This window comes from Bacteroides oleiciplenus YIT 12058, from assembly GCF_000315485.1.
GTDB classification, from domain to species: Bacteria; Bacteroidota; Bacteroidia; order Bacteroidales; family Bacteroidaceae; genus Bacteroides; species Bacteroides oleiciplenus.
Genome location: NZ_JH992940.1, coordinates 618,034 through 636,343, shown reverse-complemented (window position 1 = coordinate 636,343; position 18,310 = coordinate 618,034). Strand labels below are relative to the sequence as shown.

At 42.4% G+C, this 18,310-nt stretch carries 12 protein-coding genes; 8 read left to right on the top strand and 4 right to left on the bottom strand.

The window, feature by feature from the left end; translation table 11 throughout:
• Window positions 1-7: 7 nt before the first annotated feature.
• Window positions 8-1,210, bottom strand: a complete 1,203-nt coding sequence (locus HMPREF9447_RS02525) for a hypothetical protein (RefSeq protein ID WP_009127768.1) — start codon at window positions 1,208-1,210, stop codon at window positions 8-10.
• 914 nt (window positions 1,211-2,124) lie between these two features.
• On the opposite strand from HMPREF9447_RS02525, the gene HMPREF9447_RS02520 reads away from it, so the two are divergent.
• The 5 genes from HMPREF9447_RS02520 (at window position 2,125) to HMPREF9447_RS02500 (ending at window position 6,612) form a co-directional block, all read left to right on the top strand.
• Entirely contained in the window at window positions 2,125-2,520 is a 396-nt protein-coding gene (locus tag HMPREF9447_RS02520; RefSeq protein WP_009127767.1) for a hypothetical protein, read from the top strand.
• A 2-nt stretch (window positions 2,521-2,522) separates the two neighbouring features.
• The gene (locus HMPREF9447_RS02515) at window positions 2,523-3,815 is read left to right on the top strand and encodes a DUF3440 domain-containing protein (protein WP_009127765.1); all 1,293 of its coding nucleotides are present in this window, start codon (window positions 2,523-2,525) and stop codon (window positions 3,813-3,815) included.
• Window positions 3,812-4,345, top strand: a complete 534-nt coding sequence (locus tag HMPREF9447_RS02510) for an IbrB-like domain-containing protein (RefSeq protein ID WP_009127763.1) — start codon at window positions 3,812-3,814, stop codon at window positions 4,343-4,345. The genes HMPREF9447_RS02515 and HMPREF9447_RS02510 overlap by 4 nt, the downstream gene beginning before the upstream one ends.
• Window positions 4,346-4,508: 163 nt before the next feature.
• Entirely contained in the window at window positions 4,509-5,453 is a 945-nt protein-coding gene (locus HMPREF9447_RS02505) for a UDP-glucuronic acid decarboxylase family protein (protein ID WP_009127760.1), read from the top strand.
• Between the two features lie 31 nt (window positions 5,454-5,484).
• Window positions 5,485-6,612: an ATP-binding response regulator gene (locus HMPREF9447_RS02500; protein ID WP_009127759.1), complete on the top strand. Its 1,128-nt coding sequence runs from the start codon at window positions 5,485-5,487 to the stop codon at window positions 6,610-6,612.
• Between the two features lie 99 nt (window positions 6,613-6,711).
• Here the strand turns inward: HMPREF9447_RS02500 and HMPREF9447_RS02495 are convergent, their stop codons facing one another.
• The 3 genes from HMPREF9447_RS02495 to uvrB all read right to left on the bottom strand — a co-directional run bounded on the left by HMPREF9447_RS02495 (window position 6,712) and on the right by uvrB (window position 15,357).
• The gene (locus tag HMPREF9447_RS02495) at window positions 6,712-9,615 is read right to left on the bottom strand and encodes a PD-(D/E)XK nuclease family protein (RefSeq protein ID WP_009127758.1); all 2,904 of its coding nucleotides are present in this window, start codon (window positions 9,613-9,615) and stop codon (window positions 6,712-6,714) included.
• Between the two features lie 44 nt (window positions 9,616-9,659).
• Window positions 9,660-12,884 carry a UvrD-helicase domain-containing protein gene (locus HMPREF9447_RS02490; protein ID WP_009127757.1) on the bottom strand — a complete coding sequence of 1,075 codons (3,225 nt, stop codon included), beginning with the start codon at window positions 12,882-12,884 and terminating at the stop codon, window positions 9,660-9,662.
• Between the two features lie 424 nt (window positions 12,885-13,308).
• Window positions 13,309-15,357, bottom strand: a complete 2,049-nt coding sequence (gene uvrB, locus HMPREF9447_RS02485; RefSeq protein ID WP_009127756.1) for an excinuclease ABC subunit UvrB — start codon at window positions 15,355-15,357, stop codon at window positions 13,309-13,311.
• Between the two features lie 115 nt (window positions 15,358-15,472).
• Here uvrB and HMPREF9447_RS02480 point away from each other — a divergent pair, with 115 nt between their 5' ends.
• The 3 genes from HMPREF9447_RS02480 to HMPREF9447_RS02470 all read left to right on the top strand — a co-directional run bounded on the left by HMPREF9447_RS02480 (window position 15,473) and on the right by HMPREF9447_RS02470 (window position 18,295).
• Window positions 15,473-16,771 carry a phenylacetate--CoA ligase family protein gene (locus HMPREF9447_RS02480; protein ID WP_009127755.1) on the top strand — a complete coding sequence of 433 codons (1,299 nt, stop codon included), beginning with the start codon at window positions 15,473-15,475 and terminating at the stop codon, window positions 16,769-16,771.
• Window positions 16,772-16,888: 117 nt separating this feature from the next.
• Window positions 16,889-17,314, top strand: a complete 426-nt coding sequence (locus HMPREF9447_RS02475; RefSeq protein WP_007663046.1) for an amino acid-binding protein — start codon at window positions 16,889-16,891, stop codon at window positions 17,312-17,314.
• 150 nt (window positions 17,315-17,464) lie between these two features.
• Window positions 17,465-18,295 (top strand): outer membrane protein assembly factor BamD, encoded by an 831-nt coding sequence (locus tag HMPREF9447_RS02470; protein ID WP_044137348.1) that lies wholly within the window; start codon window positions 17,465-17,467, stop codon window positions 18,293-18,295.
• The last annotated feature ends 15 nt before the right edge of the window (window positions 18,296-18,310 follow it).

Below are 18,310 nucleotides of genomic sequence, written 5' to 3'. Positions count from 1 at the left end.
CCGAAACTTATTGTTCCAGATCAAATCCCGGAGTGATTGTTTCTTCATTCCACGGAGCGATAGTGACTTTTACGAGCACATTGTATTGCACATTTCCCAAGTCGTTGTCCAGCATTGGAATTAGCTCTATTTCCATATTATAAAGTGTACCTGGCTTGAAATCAGCTGCTGTCATCTCTGTATTAATATCTTTATAATATTTTACTATATTGGCAAAACGGGCACTGTTTGCTAATTCGGGGTTAAATACCTCTGTGTTGCTTGATTTAAGATCTGTAATTTGCAAATCGGCAAGATCCAGATGCAACTGTGGTATTACTGTACCGGGGAAGAAGTTGAAAGCATAACATTTACCTGCTAAGTTTAGTGGCAGATTACCATATGTACCATCTGCATTATAGATGGAGTAACTTGCAAATGAAGCTGCATCTATTACCGGGTTAGTACCAAAAGTCCACATGCCATTCTGGATATGTCCGTCAAATGTAGGATTAAGGAACAGGTTTTCCATTGTTCCCGGATGCTTGTAGTCATTATAGAAGTTGTTCATATATAGACCTTTTACATTTCCGGTGAATCCCGTCCAACTAATAGTTGCTTTTTTGTCCACTCCATCAATATTTCGGGTAAAATCGAAATTACCTGCATTTTTGAATGAGATTTTCGTGATTTGCAGACGGGCCACGATAGGAGCTATAGTTACTACCGCCGTATATGTTTTCCCGGATGTCGGGGTTGGGTTAATCGGTTCGTTTTGTATAGGCGTCAAATCGTCATCCATACCGTAATAAAGTACTCCACTGCCTTGTTGGTCTGCGAGTTTGGTGTTGATTACATTGTTGTTTACTGCGTTTCCCGGATTTCCGTAAATATATACTTTAGAAACTGCCCGAGGTATATTTATAAATTTCAATCCTTTTGCCGGATCAGTAAGTTTATTCCATTCAGAGTCCATAACTTCATCTTTGGTAACTGATTTGGAAGTTATTATTTTTCCATTGATGTCGGTTAGGTTGATTAATACACTACTCACATTCTTAATGTCTGATGTGATGATGTCCGATGGAGTAGAAGCTCTTGTCTCAACTCCACCCAAGGATACTGAAAGAGATTTTATTTCGTCCTGTGAAACGGAAATATCTTCTTTATCGCTGCAAGAGAATAATGTCATGCTTGCAACTCCTGCTAATAATAACTGTTTAATTTTCATATCTTCAAAAAATAGATGTTTATAAATTTTTCCATAACCAATAGTTTACGTACGTCTAGTTGGAATCATTACAACATTAGTTGCTTAAGAAAGTTTTTAGTTATTGTCATATTTTCTAAGAGAAATTATCCTAAGGGGCACATTTTTATGATTTTTATCCAATTTTGTATTGATTACAATATTTATTAAGTTTTCCATTGGGTTGATTTCCCTTTTACAATTGGGAGGTTATGGCTTGTTGGAGTAACTAATAGAGTAATCCCATGCCCCTCACCGTACCAAGTCCAAGCGTAAGGATACGGAGCTAATACGGTTTTGATATTGTTCGGGTGGGGAGAGACAGGAAAAACAGAACAAAAAGAGTATAACAACCTGTTGGCGGAATTAGCTGTTGGCGTGGCTTTAGTCAGGAATATATCAAATAGATATCTGGTCCGTATCTGCTCCGTAGCAAATTCGGTTAAAGGTACCTCAAACCGAATTTGCTACGGAGCAGGTACGGACCAGATACGGGGCAGGTGTGGATAGAACCCGGTCTTGAGTCCTTACAGACACGAGGAAGAAAACATTAATTATGCCAACGGGTTATAACAAAACTATTTTATCAGTGTATGTTTCTGCAGATAATCGAAAATTAGTTACTATAACCATCTGTTACATTTTTAGGCTAAGCTTGACGCAATGATTATAGATGCGCTATTATCAGACTACGCTTTTATAGGATTTTTCGACAATGTTATAGTAACCATATTTAGGAATCTATACTGTAGTTTAAGAGAACGATAGTTTTCTATTTATAATTTTATCTATTTTTTATTTCAATAGTAGTTGTCCATATTCTTTTTTTATTTACTTTTGTCTGCACTATTTTATTTGGGAATATGAACTCAAACCATAATAAATAATAATCGGCTATGACACAAATAGTAGAATTAAAAGGTACGGAGAAACGGTTATACCAACTTGTTGCTCCCTTGGTTATGAATCCTGAAGTATTGAAACAGAACTATAATTATCCTTTTCGTACGTCGGAAAGTTTTGTATGGTTTGTTGCAGTAGATGGGAAAGATGTGGTAGGTTTTCTTCCGTTGGAATATAGGAAGCGGGAGGTAGTTATTAATAACTACTATATAAAGGAGAATAATGCTGAGGTGTTGAAAACTCTTTTAGAGAAGGTTATTGCCAGCATAGATGAAGACAAACAATTAAGTTCAGTTACGTTTATCGAACATCAAACTACATTTCAGGAGCTGGGGTTTTCTGTAGAGAAGACATGGCGGCGCTATGTGAAAATGAATAAGGAGAAGTAGAAATGGCAGAACCTCAGAAGAATGTATATGAGTTAGCAGAAGAACGCTTGGATATTATTTTCAAAGAGTTTGATAATATTTGCGTCTCTTTTTCAGGCGGAAAAGATAGTGGTGTATTGCTGAACTTGTGTATCGATTATATCCGGCGCAATAATTTGAAACGGAAACTCTGTGTCTACCATATGGATTATGAAATTCAATATAGCATGACTATTGACTATGTGGACCGTATTTTGGAAGCTAATAAGGATATAGTAGATGTGTATCGAGTATGTGTCCCTTTTAAAGTAACTACGTGCACATCCATGCATCAGAGTTATTGGCGTCCTTGGGATCCGGAAATGAGAGACATATGGGTGCGGAAAATGTCGGCGGGGTGCATGACTGTAGATGACTTTCCTTTCTATACCGATGCAATGTGGGATTATGAATTCCAGATGCATTTTGCCAAGTGGCTGCATCAGAAGAAAGATGCAGTCCGTTCCTGTTTTCTTATAGGTATTCGTACGCAAGAGAGTTTTAACCGCTGGCGTAGTATCCACCTTGCCCGGAAATATCAGATGTACCATAATTATCGGTGGACTTCTAAAATCGGGAATGATATCTTCAATGCTTATCCTATTTATGACTGGAAAACAACGGATATTTGGACAGCCAATGGAAAGTTCGGTTGGGATTATAATCATTTATATGATTTATACTATAAAGCCGGTGTAAACATTGAACGTCAGCGTGTGGCAAGTCCTTTTCTTTGTGAAGCTCAAGAGAGCCTCCGTCTTTATAAAGTGATCGATCCCTCAACTTGGGGTAAAATGGTGGGGCGCGTCAACGGAGTGAACTTTACCGGCATCTATGGCGGAACGCATGCCATGGGGTGGCAGAGTGTTCGTTTACCGAAAGGCTATACTTGGAAGGAGTTTATGCAATTCCTGCTATCTACGTTGCCAGAAGACACCCGACGTAATTACCTGAAAAAACTAACTGTTAGCATTGAATTCTGGCGTACTAAAGGTGGTTGTCTTAGTGAGGAGACAATTCAGAAACTCTTAAAAGCCGGTGTGTCATTGGAAGTGGTGAACACTACCAATTACAAAACGCATAAGAAACCGGTAAAAATGGATTATCTGGATGACATTGAAATCTCTGAATTCCGTGAGATTCCAACTTACAAGAGAATGTGTGTGTGTATCTTGAAGAACGATCATGCCTGTAAATACATGGGCTTTGCCCTGAATAAGGAAGAAGCCTATAAGAGAGATAAAATAATGGAACAATTCAAAAATATGATGTTATGAGTGTAGATTTAAGTCCGGTATATGCTGTGAAGGCTGTGCCGGTGGAGAAAATCGTGGCGAATGATTATAATCCCAACATTGTGGCGCCACCAGAGATGAAACTACTGGAACTTTCTATTTGGGAGGACGGCTTTACGATGCCTTGCGTATGCTATTATGATAATGAAACGGACCGCTATATACTGGTGGACGGCTATCATCGCTATAGTGTATTGAGAAGTTCCAAGCGTATCTATCAACGGGAAAACGGTCTGTTGCCTGTTGTGGTGATCGATAAGGAATTGTCCAACCGCATGGCATCCACCATCCGACATAACCGTGCACGAGGTTCGCATAATATTGAGTTGATGTGCCACATTGTGGCTGAGTTGGATAAAGCGGGGATGTCTGACCAGTGGATAATGAAAAATATTGGCATGGACAAGGACGAACTACTTCGCCTGAAGCAGATTTCCGGTTTGGCAGATTTATTTTCGGATAAGAATTTTAGTATCCCAAATCCGATTGAAACACCGGTTCCGGAAGAATAAAAAGACCATTTGAGGCGTTTTTATTTCTATTATATTCATTTGTTCTCGTTAACAAGTGAAATATCTTGTTACAAACTTGCATAAGTTAACCAAATCTCCTACTTTTGCCAACATAAACAAATGAACAGGTTTCTTAAGTCTTTGGACATTATAAAATACTTACATGAAAAATATATTGGTAAGCGGAGGTGCCGGTTTTATAGGGTCACACCTATGCACACGGTTGGTTAACGAAGGGCATCATGTTATTTGCCTGGACAATCTATTTACCGGTGCAGAGGCGAACATAGAACATCTGAAAGGCAATGCTCATTTTGAGTTTGTAAATCATGATGTGGAGTTCCCCTATCATGCTGAATCGCTTGATGAGATTTATAATTTGGCTTGTCCTGCATCACCTATACATTACCAATATGATGCAATCAAAACGATTAAGACTTCCGTATTGGGAGCTATTAATATGTTAGGATTGGCTAAGAAAACAAATGCTAAGATTTTGCAAGCCTCGACAAGTGAGATATACGGAGATCCGGTAGTGCATCCTCAGGTAGAAAGTTATTGGGGGAATGTAAATCCAATCGGCCCCCGGTCTTGTTATGATGAAGGGAAGCGTTGTGCAGAAACTTTGTTTATGGATTATCATCGGCAAAATAACATTCGAATTAAAATTATTCGTATCTTTAACACCTATGGTTCGCGAATGTTGCCGAATGATGGAAGAGTGGTTTCTAATTTTGTTGTTCAGGCATTGAAGAACCGTGATATAACAATCTATGGAACCGGAGATCAGACGCGCAGCTTTCAGTATATTGATGATTTGATAGAAGGTATGGTGCGGATGATGAATACGGAAGACGAATTTATCGGTCCGGTGAACCTTGGAAATCCAAATGAATTTTCCATCCTTGAGTTGGCAGAAAAAGTGATTCAGTTGACGGGCTCTAAGTCGAAGTTGGTATTCAAACCACTTCCGCATGATGACCCTAAACAACGGCAGCCGGATATTACGTTGGCAAAGAAAAAGCTAAATTGGCAGCCAACTATTGAACTGGAAGACGGTTTACACCGGATAGTTGAATATTTTAGAGATTATCGTTATATAGATTAAGTAGATAAACGGGAAAACAATATAGTATAAGATGAATATGGAAATAAACCCTTCTGAGTACAAAATTCTCATCGTTGACGATGTGATGTCCAACGTATTATTGTTGAAGGTACTCTTGACAAATGAAAAATTTGCGATCGCTACGGCAAGTAACGGACGGCAAGCATTGGAGCAGGTAGATAAGGAGAACCCGGATTTGGTGTTGCTGGACGTGATGATGCCGGATATGAGTGGTTTTGAGGTGGCACAGCATTTGAAAGCTAACCCAAAAACGGCGGAAATTCCTATTATCTTTCTGACTGCACTGAACAGTACGACGGATATTGTAAAAGGTTTTCAGGTGGGGGCAAATGACTTTATCTCCAAACCTTTCAATAAAGAAGAACTGATTATCCGTGTTACCCACCAGATTTCTTTGGTAGCTGCCAAGCGTATCATTCTGAACAAGACTGAAGAATTGCAGCGTACCATTGCCGGACGTGACAAGCTCTATTCGGTGATTGCTCATGATTTGCGTTCGCCTATGGGCTCCATCAAGATGGTGCTGAACATGTTGATACTGAACCTACCATCAGAAAAGATCGGTGCTGAGATGTATGAACTTTTGACGATGGCCAACCAAACGACGGAAGATGTATTCTCTCTGCTGGACAATCTGCTGAAGTGGACAAAGAGCCAGATTGGCAAGTTGAATGTGGTATATCAGGATATCGATGTGGTGGAAGTGGTAGATGGCGTAATTGATATCTTCAACATGGTAGCCGGCCTGAAAAAGATTACGATTCGCGAAGTGAAGCCTGAAAAACTGGCTGTCTATGCGGACATCGATATGTTGAAGACGGTGGTGCGCAATTTGATAAGCAATGCCATTAAGTTCAGCAACGAAGGTTCTGAAGTACTGGTGAAACTGGAAGAAAAAGAGGGTATGGTAGTAGTCAGTGTGCAAGATCATGGTTGCGGTATTGATGAAGAAGGACAAAAGAAACTGTTGCATACGGATACCCATTTCAGTACATTCGGTACGAACAATGAGGAAGGTTCCGGTTTGGGATTGCTCTTATGTCAGGACTTCGTGGTGAAGAATGGTGGTACACTGTGGTTTAGTTCCAAGAAAGGTGAAGGTTCCATATTCAGCTTCTCAGTCCCGTTGAAAAAGTAATTGTATTCAATAAAAACAGACCGTCTGTTGAGGTGAAATAGACGATCTGTTCGAGTTATATAGACCGTCTGTTTACTCTAAACAGACGGTCTGTTTTTATTATCGCTTGCAGAGGTCCTTGAAATCGCAGAATTCACACTTCTTGGTATCTTCTGTTTGGGTGAAAGGTTCCTCTGGATTGTATATTTCTTGCAGAAGATTTTTCAGACGTTCGCGGAACTCATCTTCGTAGAAGGCAAAGTTGTTGACTGGTATCTTAGGTTGACGTGGTTCTCCCATTTCGATGACGGGAGAGTATGTCTCTGATGCCGCACGGTGAATATAGAGTAGGGAAGGTGCAACCTTCAATGACTGCTGACTGCACATGATGGATGCATACAGAAAAGTCTGGAAAATGTAATTCGGGCGTCCTTCAGCAGGAGTGAACAACTGTTTAATGTTTTCGGGTGTTTTCGGAGTGCCACCGGTTTTGTAATCTACAATGCGCAGAGTATCTCCTTTGCTGTCCATGCGGTCGATAGTGCCGCCGATATTCAATGTCAGCTTTCCTTGCAGGGTTTCTATTTCCATGATTTCGTTTACCGGCTCTTCCATACCTTCCATGAAGAAAGGGGCGTATTGTAAATCATTGCGTAACAACTGTCGGAGATAGGATGCAATAACTTTGGCGTTAATAAGTTGTGTACCGTTATATTCCGGCTTTTCGGTGGGACTAATGTGGAAGAACTCTTCTTTGAATGCAGTATCCACATAATTTTGCAGTTTGACATCGTTGCGCAATAGTTGTTCCAGATCTTCTTTGCGTATTTCTTTTCCGTTAGCGGTCAGGTCCTTATATACCAGTTCGGCCGAGCGATGGAAAATGGTGCCGAACAGTGCGGAGTCTATTTCTGCACTTACTTCATCAGGAGCTTTCAATCCGGCCACATAGCGATAATAGAACCTCAACCGGCAGTCGAGATAGGCATTGAGAGCCGAAGGAGAAAATAGAGCTTTCGGATGGCGGGTGACGTCATATCTGTTATACATCCTGGCAATGATTTCCGGTGTTTTTTCAATGCAGATTTCTCTGCCGCTTTGGGGAGATTGTCCGGCCTCGAGGTATTCGCGCGAAATATCGTGTGGTGATTCGACGAGGAATTGCAACATGAAACGGGACATCTCTCCACGGTTCAGTCCGTTTGAAGAAATGTTATATAATAAGGTGATGTTTTCGGCACGCTGTATCAGTCGGTAGAAGTAGTATGCATAGACAGCATTCTTATGTTCGATGGTGGTCATGCCGAAAGCCTTCCGTAGGTTGTAGGGGATGAAGGAAGATTCACCGCCTCCTTTGGGCAACTGGCCTTCGTTGAGGGAAAGCATGATGAGGTTGCGGAAATCGAGGTTACGTGTCTCCAATACTCCCATAACCTGCATGCCGATGGCTGGTTCGCCGTGGAAAGGGATATTCGAAGTGGCGAGCAATCGACATAACAGACGCTTCAACGTATCTACCTGCAACGTCAACTCTCCGTTATTGATAAGGCTGAGCAAACGGTTGATGAGTGTATAGCTCTTAAATAAGGATTCCCGGTAGAGCTGGTTGAAGATATCATCTGTTTTTGTTTCTGTTTCCTGTCGATAGAGGACAGAGACTTCGCGCAACATATCCGTGAGGTACTGGCAAATAGCTGAGATACCTCTTTGCGGGGTAAATACCTGTTCCAGGAAACCATCTTGTTTCAGTTCGGAAGGCAGGGGATAGAAACGGTTGTCTTTCGTCAATTGCTTTTCCAGATTTTCGGCGGAGTCGGATAGTTGCCGGGTATATGGATGCTTCAGTATGGTTTGTACGGCTTCGTATAGATAGCGTCCGGTATCTGTTCGGTATCCGCTGGTTTGCAATTCTATCAATGCAGTGATGAAACTATATACAGGTGTCTGTGCCAGCGGAAATCCCATGGTGATATTTACATTCTTCACTTCCGACGGGATGGAATGTAACACGGGCAATAACAGTGCCTCATTACAAAGCACTATGGCATTTTCTTTTTCCCTGACAGGGACTCCTGTCTCATCATTTCTTAGTACGGAACGAACCCATTCCGGCAGATAACGCGCCTGTGCATTTTCTGTAGGGGCAGAGATGAAGCGTACTTTCTTGGGATTTCTCAATACATCGAATGCTGTTTCGGGCAGTTCATTGGGAAAGGTCTTCATGTTGCGGAGGATAAACTCTCCCGCTTCGTGGGTATAGGGTGGGGTCTTCTCGCGGGGCAACCGGGTATAGAATATGTCATAATCCCAGTAGAACAATGCTTTCCCTGCATCGTGCAAGCGTTCGAAGAATTTGGTTTCCACCTTATTCAGCACATTGAAGCCGACAAATACATAATGGTCATATTTCAGCTTGTCCGGTTGTAGCTCTTCCATCACCTGGCGATACATCATACCTTCGTAAGCAATGCCGAGTTCTGTAAGATTGTTGTGGTAATGGTGATAAATGTCGCCGAGTTTGTCCCATAGGGAAATGAACTTCTCTTTGAGTTGCGTCCTCTTTTCGATGGAGAAATTCTGAAAGAACTGGCGGATGGCTTCCTCTTGTTCGGAGTCGAGGAACTCATAATCATCCATTATATTTTTTAGGTCTTGCAGGTTAGAGAAAAGACGGTCGGCGTCTACAAGATTCTTATCTACATCATCAAAATCGCTGATGAGCAGTTCTCCCCAGAAATAAAAATCATCCAGTGTCTCTTCGCTGCGGGTTTCCTCACGGAATACTTTATAGAGTTCGCATACCAGGCGGATAGGGTCACCCAGTTTCCAGGGAGAGAGTTGTCGGAACAATTCGCTGATGCTGACGTATGCAGGCGACCATAAGGGACGGTTGCTCTGTGCGGCCAGATATTCATTGAAGAACAGGCTGGCACGTTTGTTGGGGAAGACGATTGCCACTCGTGACAAGTCGTTTCCTATCTTTTGGTGTAGGTCTTGGGCAACTAATTGAAGAAAGGTTTGCATCTTGATCTTTGGGTTTTGATAATTATTCTAATCCTGTTCTGAGGTTATACATTCTCTATTAAATCTTCTTCCACATACCACAGGTAGCCTTTGATATTCTCTCTCGGATACCCCATGCGGACAAGCAATTGCATATATCCTTTCACTTGCTTGTTATATTTTTTATTCTGCTTTCCGAATTTGAAGTCTACGATGACAATCTCGTCACCACGCATCATTACGCGGTCGGGGCGGCGGGTGTGCAGCTCTCCATTCTCTTGCCAGATGATGTCACATTCGTTGAATAACTGCCAGGTTCCCGAATACCAGTCCTGTACTTGGGGGAGGGAGAAGGCACGGTGAGTCAGCTCCCGTATTTCTTCTTCTGTTTCCGGTTTACTGATGATACCTTCGAATATGAGTTGTGTAATGGCGTTGTCGATATCTTCTTCCGTTTCGATGGCGGAGAAAAGTGTATGTAATAATCGTCCCCGGTTTATGAAACGGCTGTCAGACTCTTCTTCATCCACTCCCTGAATGAAATCGGCAGAACGGTTCGATTGCCGGAACTCAATATCGTGCCTCATGCTTTCCATATGCACGGGGAGCTTATCCGGTTTTTGAGCGAGGCGGTTGAGGGAAGAGTCACGTGTGGCGGGCTCTACTACAGATGGACAGAGTTCTCCGCTTTCATAAGGTTCTTCTTCGTCCCAGCCTTCTTTGCCTTCCTTGGCAGCCACTTGCGGCAGTGCATTGGTGAGCAGCTCGGACATGGTTCCTTTCTGGCCTTTTTTACTCCAGAGAATCAGATTCTTTCCGGCACGGGTAAATGCTACGTAAAGCAGGTTCAGGTTATCTACCCACAGTTGCAGGCGCTCATCCTGATAATCCTGTCGATACACGGATTCGGCCATAGTAGATGAGTAATTCACCGGGACGATGTCGAGTGCGCTGAATGGCGTCTCGGTGGGAGAGCACCATATTAGCTGATTATTGGTTTCGTTCTCCAATTTCCAGTCACAGAAGGGAATAAGCACGGTGTGAAACTCTAAACCTTTTGATTTATGGATAGAAAGAATACGGATGCCATCCATCTCACCACTGGGAATGGTTTTGTTGCACAATGTCTCGTCCCAGAAACGGATGAAGGTATCCAAATCTGAGGAATTGCTTTGCAGATATTCCGTTACAGCATCAAAGAAAGAGAACAGGTAAGCATCCTGTTTTTCAATCCGGTTCATTCCGAACAGACTGAAAAGCTCTTCCAGTAATTCGTATAGCGGCATTAACCGGAGAGTTTCCATGCAGGAAACAAACTTCTCCGGGAGTACGTCCTGTGGCTTGGCAGTCAGCAAATCGTCCCAATCGGGATTTGCGCTTCCGTTTTCTTCTTTATTGATTTGCAGCTTGTAATTAGTAATCAGTGAAGCTCGGGCCACTTTGTTTTCCGGATTTGAAAGATAACGCAAGGCATCTATCAGCATGCAGAGTGCTAGAGAGGCATCCAGGCGAAATGCTTCGTCGGAAACGATAGGCAAATGCATGGTCTTGTCGAAATAGTCGGCAATGGGAGGGATATTCTTGTTTTTACGTACCAGAATGGTGATGTCACTCAGCTTCACACCGGCTTCCAATAATCGTTTTACTTCCTCTCCCAATGCGATAAGCGTCAGTTCCACATAGTCATGCTCTTCATCCGGTTCCAGGAAATCTACTTTGACATAGCCTTTGGTTTCTGTACGCGGTGATTCTTGTGCAACGTCTGCATAAGCTCGTTGCAATGGCTGGCAATCTTCCTGCAACTCTTTCAGATGAAGCATATTTAAATATTCTACTGCGGCAGCAAACAGGAAATTGTTGAACCGGATGATATTGGTTTCACTCCGACGATTGGTTTTTAATGTCTCCACACGCACAGGGAAGTTGTTAAGTTGAGAGTTGGCGGAGTTTCCCAGACCGTTTAATATTCTCCAGTCTCCGTTGCGCCAACGATAGATGGATTGCTTTACATCGCCTACAATCAAACTGTCGGCTCCCTGCGAAAGACCTTCCAGTAACAGGATTTTGAAATTATCCCATTGCATCCGACTGGTGTCCTGAAATTCATCAATCATCACATTCCGGATGTTGGCTCCAATTTTTTCGAATACAAATGAGGAATCTCCGTCTCGCACCAGGTTATGGAGTAGGGCGTTGGTATCTGACAACAGGAAACGATTATGCTCCCGGTTCAACTCGCGCACTTCCTCATCAATGTGTGCAAGTAATTGCAATTTGTTCAAGTGTTGTAGTGACAACCGGCAACTGTTTACTTGTTTATTGTTCCTTGGCCTGAATGTTTCCGCATCCTGCAGCAAGGGGAGTAAACTCGTTTCGGCCAGATGAATGATGTCGTTTTTACGCGTTGAAGTCTTGGTTGCCCAGTTCTTTGCGTCGTCCAGACTATTTTTCAATGTGGCATTCAGTACATCTTTGTCTGATAATCGTCCGTCCCGCAACTTGCGGAAATAGCTGCCTATTCCTCGTGCTCCGCCTTTCAGGTCTTCTGCGGTCAGCGCGTGGGCTTCCAGTTCTCCTATGAATTGCTCGTAGAAGCCTTTCATTTGTTCTAGGGCTTCCGTTTCCATTTCCCGCAACAGGCTGCGGTATAGCTTGATGGTATCCGGGTGTTTCAGTTGTTGACGCAGTCCTTCGCCGCGTTCTATGTATCCTTCGTCGAAGATATTCCATCCGAACCGTTTGATTTCATTAGAGACATTCCAGCGTTTGTCATCAGCAATACGTTCGTTGATGTAGTCCAATAACCATGCCAGTACGGGAGACGAAGGTGTCAGCTTCTCAATGAGACTATCTACGGCGTCGCTCAATACTTCGGTATTGTTCAGTTCTATGTTCAGGTTGGGGCTTAAATCCAGTTCCCGCGCCAGGTTGCGCATCACTGACTGGAAAAAAGAGTCAATGGTTTCTACGCGAAAACGGCTATAGTCATGCAGCATATATTGCAATGCCGTTCCTGCCGTCCGGCGGATGTCGGAGTCGGATAGATTTTTCCGCTGCAAGTCTTCGCGGATACGGTTCAGATAGGGTTCCGATGCCGGGTCATTTACCCAGATGCCGTAAAGTTGCTGCAAGATACGTTCCTTCATTTCTGCCGTAGCCTTATTGGTAAAGGTTACGGCAAGAATTTGTCGGTAAGCTCTTGGATTCAGAATCAGGTGTTTAATGTATTCTACGGCAAGGGTGAACGTCTTTCCGGAGCCGGCTGAGGCTTTATATACTAATAATTCCATGTTGATTTGCGGGATTGAACTTTGCTACAAACATACGCAAAAAACATGAAACTATGAGTATATCTGTTGGCGGAATTACTTCGTCTTTGTACAGAAATGAACTAATTCTGCTTTATGCGTAAACTATTTCTGTTCTTGCAAGAATAATATTAGTTTATCGTAGTAACGGAATAAGTAGATTGTAATGTTGAAATCCAATATAGTGCCTGAGTAGCTTTAGCAGAGGTATGAGCATAAAAAAAAAGGAGTACCGCTGTACTCCAACCTTTGTTAACCTTAAATCTAATACTATGAAAAACACATTGCAAAGATACGGACTATTGGAATATTTGCAAATTATCCAAAGAAAAAAGTATGTTTTATAACACTTATTAGTAGAAGTAATCCGTTCTTCTATTTATTTTAAGAAAAAAGTATTTTATTCCTACTTTTCTTTTAGTAAATCCTCCATCTTCAGCAACTCGTCGCGATACTGTGCAGCTTCGATAAAGTCGAGTTTCTTGGCTGCTTCTTGCATGAGCTTTCTCGTACGTTCGATACTCTTTTCCAACTGCGGACGGGACATATATTGTACAATTGGGTCGGCAGCAATGCTGGCAGAACTCTCTTGCTCGATGTAGGGGCGGGGAGCAAGAGTTGCTCCTTTTCCAGCAGGACCTTCTTCTGTTATAGTATTCGTGGCAAATACATTGAGGTTCTTTGCTTTTTTTATTTGTTGAGGCGTGATGCCATTTTCTTCATTGTATTTTAATTGCTTTTCACGGCGGCGGTTAGTTTCATCAATTGTCAGCCGCATACTGTCGGTCATGCGGTCGGCATACATGATAACCATACCATTTACATTACGTGCTGCACGTCCGGCGGTCTGTGTCAGTGAACGGTGCGAACGTAGGAAACCTTCTTTATCTGCATCGAGGATGGCGACGAGCGATACTTCCGGGAGGTCCAATCCTTCACGTAACAGATTGACGCCGACCAGTACATCATACAATCCTTCACGGAGGTCACTCATGATTCTCACACGTTCCAGTGTATCTACGTCACTATGGATATAGTTGCACTTTACATTATTATTCAAAAGGAATTCCGTCAACTCTTCCGCCATGCGTTTGGTAAGCGTGGTAACAAGCGTACGTTCATTGCGTTCTATGCGTATCTGGATTTCTTCCATGAGATCGTCTATCTGGTTGTGGCTGGGACGTACTTCAATTATCGGATCCAACAACCCGGTAGGACGAATAACCTGTTCCACGACAATACCTTCCGACTGAATCAATTCATAATCCGCAGGCGTTGCACTGACATAAATCACTTGTTTTGCCATTTCCTCGAATTCTTCGAACTTCAACGGACGATTGTCCATGGCAGCCGGCAGTCGGAAACCATATTCTACAAGGTTTATTTTACGGGCGCGGTCACCACCATACATTGCACGTATCTGAGGTACACTCACATGACTTTCATCTATAACAATCAGAAAATCTTCCGGAAAGAAGTCTAACAGACAATAAGGACGAGTGCCGGCAGCACGGCCGTCAAAATAGCGCGAATAGTTTTCTATGCCTGAGCAGTGTCCCAATTCGCGTATCATTTCCATGTCATATGTAACTCGTTCCTGAAGGCGTTTTGCTTCAAAAGGACGTCCCTCGCTTTCAAACCATTGTACTTGCTTGTGCAGATCGTCTTCTATTTCGTGGATAGCCCGTAGTGTAGCTTCTTTGGTTGTCATGAATAGATTAGCGGGATATATCTTGTAAGCATCAAAGCGGGCAATGGTCACACCACTAATCGGGTCCACTTCCTCAATGCTGTCCACTTCGTCTCCCCAGAAAATGATACGCAGCAAATTATCGGCATATGCCAGATAAATATCTACCGTGTCTCCTTTTACGCGGAAATTTCCACGATTCAAGTCTATGTCGTTGCGTACGTAAAGGCTGTCCACCAGGCGACGTAAGAATACATTCCGGCTGAATGCTTTGCCTTGCTGTACTTCTATTACATTACTATAGAAATCCGATGGATTGCCCATACCATATATGCAGGATACGGAAGAGACGACCACTACATCTTTTCGTCCTGAGAGCAGGGAAGAGGTAGCAGCCAACCGTAGCTTGTCGATTTCATCATTGATGGCAAGATCCTTCTCTATATATGTATCGGAAGATGGAAGATAGGCTTCCGGCTGATAATAGTCGTAATAGGAAACATAATACTCTACAGCATTATTGGGGAAGAAACCCTTGAATTCACTGTAGAGCTGAGCCGCCAATGTTTTATTATGGCTTAATATTAACGTTGGTTTATTGATATTGGCAATTACATTGGCTATGGTGAATGTCTTTCCCGAACCGGTGACACCAAGTAATGTTTGCGCAGGAACTCCCTGAATCACGCCGTCAGTGAGCTGTGCAATGGCCTCCGGTTGGTCGCCGGTCGGCTTATAAGCGGATGTTAATTCAAATTTATTCATTTTCTCTCCTTATGGACGGCAATATTCGGGAAAATGCTTGAGATAAACAAATTTTTTTTATTCCTTTGCAGGAAATAAGTATTAATAATAACCATCAATGTAATACAACGAAGACATGATTTGGAATGAAAGTATCGAATGCATGGATCGCGAAAGCCTTCGTAAAATCCAGAGCATCCGCCTCAAGAAGATTGTGGAGCATGTTTATCACAACACTCCTTTCTACCGCAAAAAAATGCAGGAACTGGGAATCACTCCGGACGATATCAATAGTATAGACGATATCGTGAAGCTACCTTTTACTACTAAATACGACCTGCGCGATAATTATCCTTTCGGACTTTGTGCCGTTCCCATGAGTCAGATAGTACGTATCCATGCCTCGTCAGGTACGACGGGTAAGCCTACTGTGGTAGGGTATACACGTAAGGATCTCTCATCCTGGACAGAATGTCTCTCACGTGCATTTACAGCTTACGGTGCGGATAGTTCCGACTTCTTCCATGTGGCTTACGGATATGGTTTGTTCACCGGTGGATTGGGTGCGCATGCAGGTGCTGAGAATATCGGCGCTTCGGTTATACCGATGTCAAGTGGTAACACAGAAAAGCAGATCACTCTGATGCATGATTTTGGTTCTACAGTATTATGCTGTACGCCTTCTTATGCGCTTTATCTGGCAGATGCCATTAAAGATTCCGGTTTTCCCCGTGAAGAATTCAAATTAAAAATAGGAGCTTTCGGTGCAGAGCCTTGGACGGAGAATATGCGCCATGAGATTGAAGAGAAGTTAGGCATTAAAGCCTATGATATATATGGATTAAGTGAAATAGCAGGTCCGGGTGTGGGCTACGAATGTGAGTGTCAGCATGGTACTCATCTTAATGAAGACCATTACTTCCCCGAAATTATTAATCCGAATACATTGGAACCGGTTGCTCCCGGTGAAACGGGTGAGCTTGTCTTTACGCATCTGACTAAAGAAGGCATGCCTTTGCTGCGTTACCGTACCAAGGATCTCACCGCTCTGCATTATGATAAATGTCCATGTGGACGTACGCTTACCCGTATGGATCGTATCCTCGGTCGTAGTGATGACATGCTTATTATCCGTGGGGTCAATGTATTCCCGACGCAGATAGAATCCGTCATTCTCGAGATGCAGGAATTCGAACCGCATTATCTCTTGATAGTAGACCGCAAAAACAATACGGATATTATGGAATTGCAGGTTGAAGTCCGTCCGGAGTATTATTCGGATGAGATTAACAAGATGCTGGCCTTGAAGAAGAAACTGGCAGCCCGTCTGCAAAGCGTACTTGGTCTGGGCGTGGATGTTCGTCTGGTAGAGCCTCGCAGCATTGAACGCAGTGTGGGTAAGGCTAAACGAGTAATTGATAATCGTAAACTTTGATTAATTATTAATTATTAAATATGAATTATTAATTGCCTGTGGGATGTCCCTAATTAATAATTCATAGCTAATAGTTGATAATTAATAATTAATAATTCATAGTTAATAATTAAGATCATGGTAGCAAAACAACTTTCTATTTTCCTGGAGAATAAGTCCGGTCGTCTGACTGAAGTGACTGAAGTGCTTGCAAAAGAAGGTGTCAACCTTTCCGCTCTCTGTATTGCTGAGAATGCTGATTTCGGTATTCTTCGCGGCATCGTATCTGAACCGGATAAGGCATATAAAGCTTTAAAAGATAATCATTTTGCTGTGAATGTGACGGATGTGGTAGGCATCAGTTGCCCCAATATTCCGGGTTCATTGTCAAAAGTCCTGCGTTTCTTATCTGACGAGGGCGTTTTCATTGAATATATGTATTCATTTGCCAACGGTAATACGGCCAATGTCATTATTCGTCCTAATGATATGGAAAACTGCATCCGTGTGCTGACTGAGAAGAAAGTCGATTTGCTTGCGGCGAGTGATTTGTATAAATTATAATGACCATTTTTTAGACCGCTTATTATCCTAGTTCGTCGTGAATAGACTGGCGTTTATCGGTCATTTTCTGGTTTTTGAAAAATTAAGGTTCGTATCGTTGCTTTATTCGATGCGAACCTTTATCTTTGCACATTATTTGAAAAGCTAAGAATGAAGAAGAACATCTTAATAACTTTGCTTGCAGCAATGTTACTCTCCTCGTGTGGAGAATATAATAAGCTGTTAAAAAGCACCGACTATGAGTATAAGTATGAGGCGGCAAAGAACTACTTCGCAAAAGGGCAGTACAATCGTGCAGCAACGTTGCTTAATGAGTTAATTGCTATCCTTAAGGGTACAGACAAAGCAGAGGAATCCCTCTATATGCTGGGTATGAGCTACTACAACCAGAAAGACTATCAGACGGCAGCTCAGACTTTTGTCCAATATTATAATGTATATCCTCGTGGAACGTTTACCGAACTGGCACGTTTCCATGCCGGAAAAGCGTTATATCTGGATACTCCGGAACCCCGTCTTGATCAGTCCGGCACATATAGTGCTATACAGCAGTTGCAGATGTTCATGGAATATTTTCCGCAAAGCTCAAAGAAAGAAGAAGCTCAGGACATGATATTCAAGTTGCAGGATAAATTGGTGATGAAGGAGTTTCTTTCAGCCAGACTTTACTATAACTTGGGTAACTATTTGGGAAATAATTATCAATCCTGTGTGATCACTGCACAGAATGCTTTGAAGGATTATCCTTATACGAACCTTCGCGAAGATTTGTCTATTCTTATTCTGCGTGCCAAATACGAAATGGCCATCTATAGTGTAGAAGATAAGAGGGCAGAACGTTATCGCGAAACGGTGGATGAATATTACGCTTTCAAGAATGAGTTTCCTGAAAGTAAATATCTGAAAGAAGCTGATAGGATATTCAAAGATTCAGAGAAGATATTGAATGAGGATAAATCAAGTGACGATAAACAGATTTAGGATAATATTAATTTA

Coding starts and splice junctions, on each gene's coding strand:
- HMPREF9447_RS02525 (WP_009127768.1), bottom strand. CDS start 1,210: ATGAAAATTAAACAGTTATTATTAGCAGGAGTTGCAAGCATGACATTA.
- HMPREF9447_RS02520 (WP_009127767.1), top strand. CDS start 2,125: ATGACACAAATAGTAGAATTAAAAGGTACGGAGAAACGGTTATACCAA.
- HMPREF9447_RS02515 (WP_009127765.1), top strand. CDS start 2,523: ATGGCAGAACCTCAGAAGAATGTATATGAGTTAGCAGAAGAACGCTTG.
- HMPREF9447_RS02510 (WP_009127763.1), top strand. CDS start 3,812: ATGAGTGTAGATTTAAGTCCGGTATATGCTGTGAAGGCTGTGCCGGTG.
- HMPREF9447_RS02505 (WP_009127760.1), top strand. CDS start 4,509: ATGAAAAATATATTGGTAAGCGGAGGTGCCGGTTTTATAGGGTCACAC.
- HMPREF9447_RS02500 (WP_009127759.1), top strand. CDS start 5,485: ATGAATATGGAAATAAACCCTTCTGAGTACAAAATTCTCATCGTTGAC.
- HMPREF9447_RS02495 (WP_009127758.1), bottom strand. CDS start 9,615: ATGCAAACCTTTCTTCAATTAGTTGCCCAAGACCTACACCAAAAGATA.
- HMPREF9447_RS02490 (WP_009127757.1), bottom strand. CDS start 12,884: ATGGAATTATTAGTATATAAAGCCTCAGCCGGCTCCGGAAAGACGTTC.
- uvrB (WP_009127756.1), bottom strand. CDS start 15,357: ATGAATAAATTTGAATTAACATCCGCTTATAAGCCGACCGGCGACCAA.
- HMPREF9447_RS02480 (WP_009127755.1), top strand. CDS start 15,473: ATGATTTGGAATGAAAGTATCGAATGCATGGATCGCGAAAGCCTTCGT.
- HMPREF9447_RS02475 (WP_007663046.1), top strand. CDS start 16,889: ATGGTAGCAAAACAACTTTCTATTTTCCTGGAGAATAAGTCCGGTCGT.
- HMPREF9447_RS02470 (WP_044137348.1), top strand. CDS start 17,465: ATGAAGAAGAACATCTTAATAACTTTGCTTGCAGCAATGTTACTCTCC.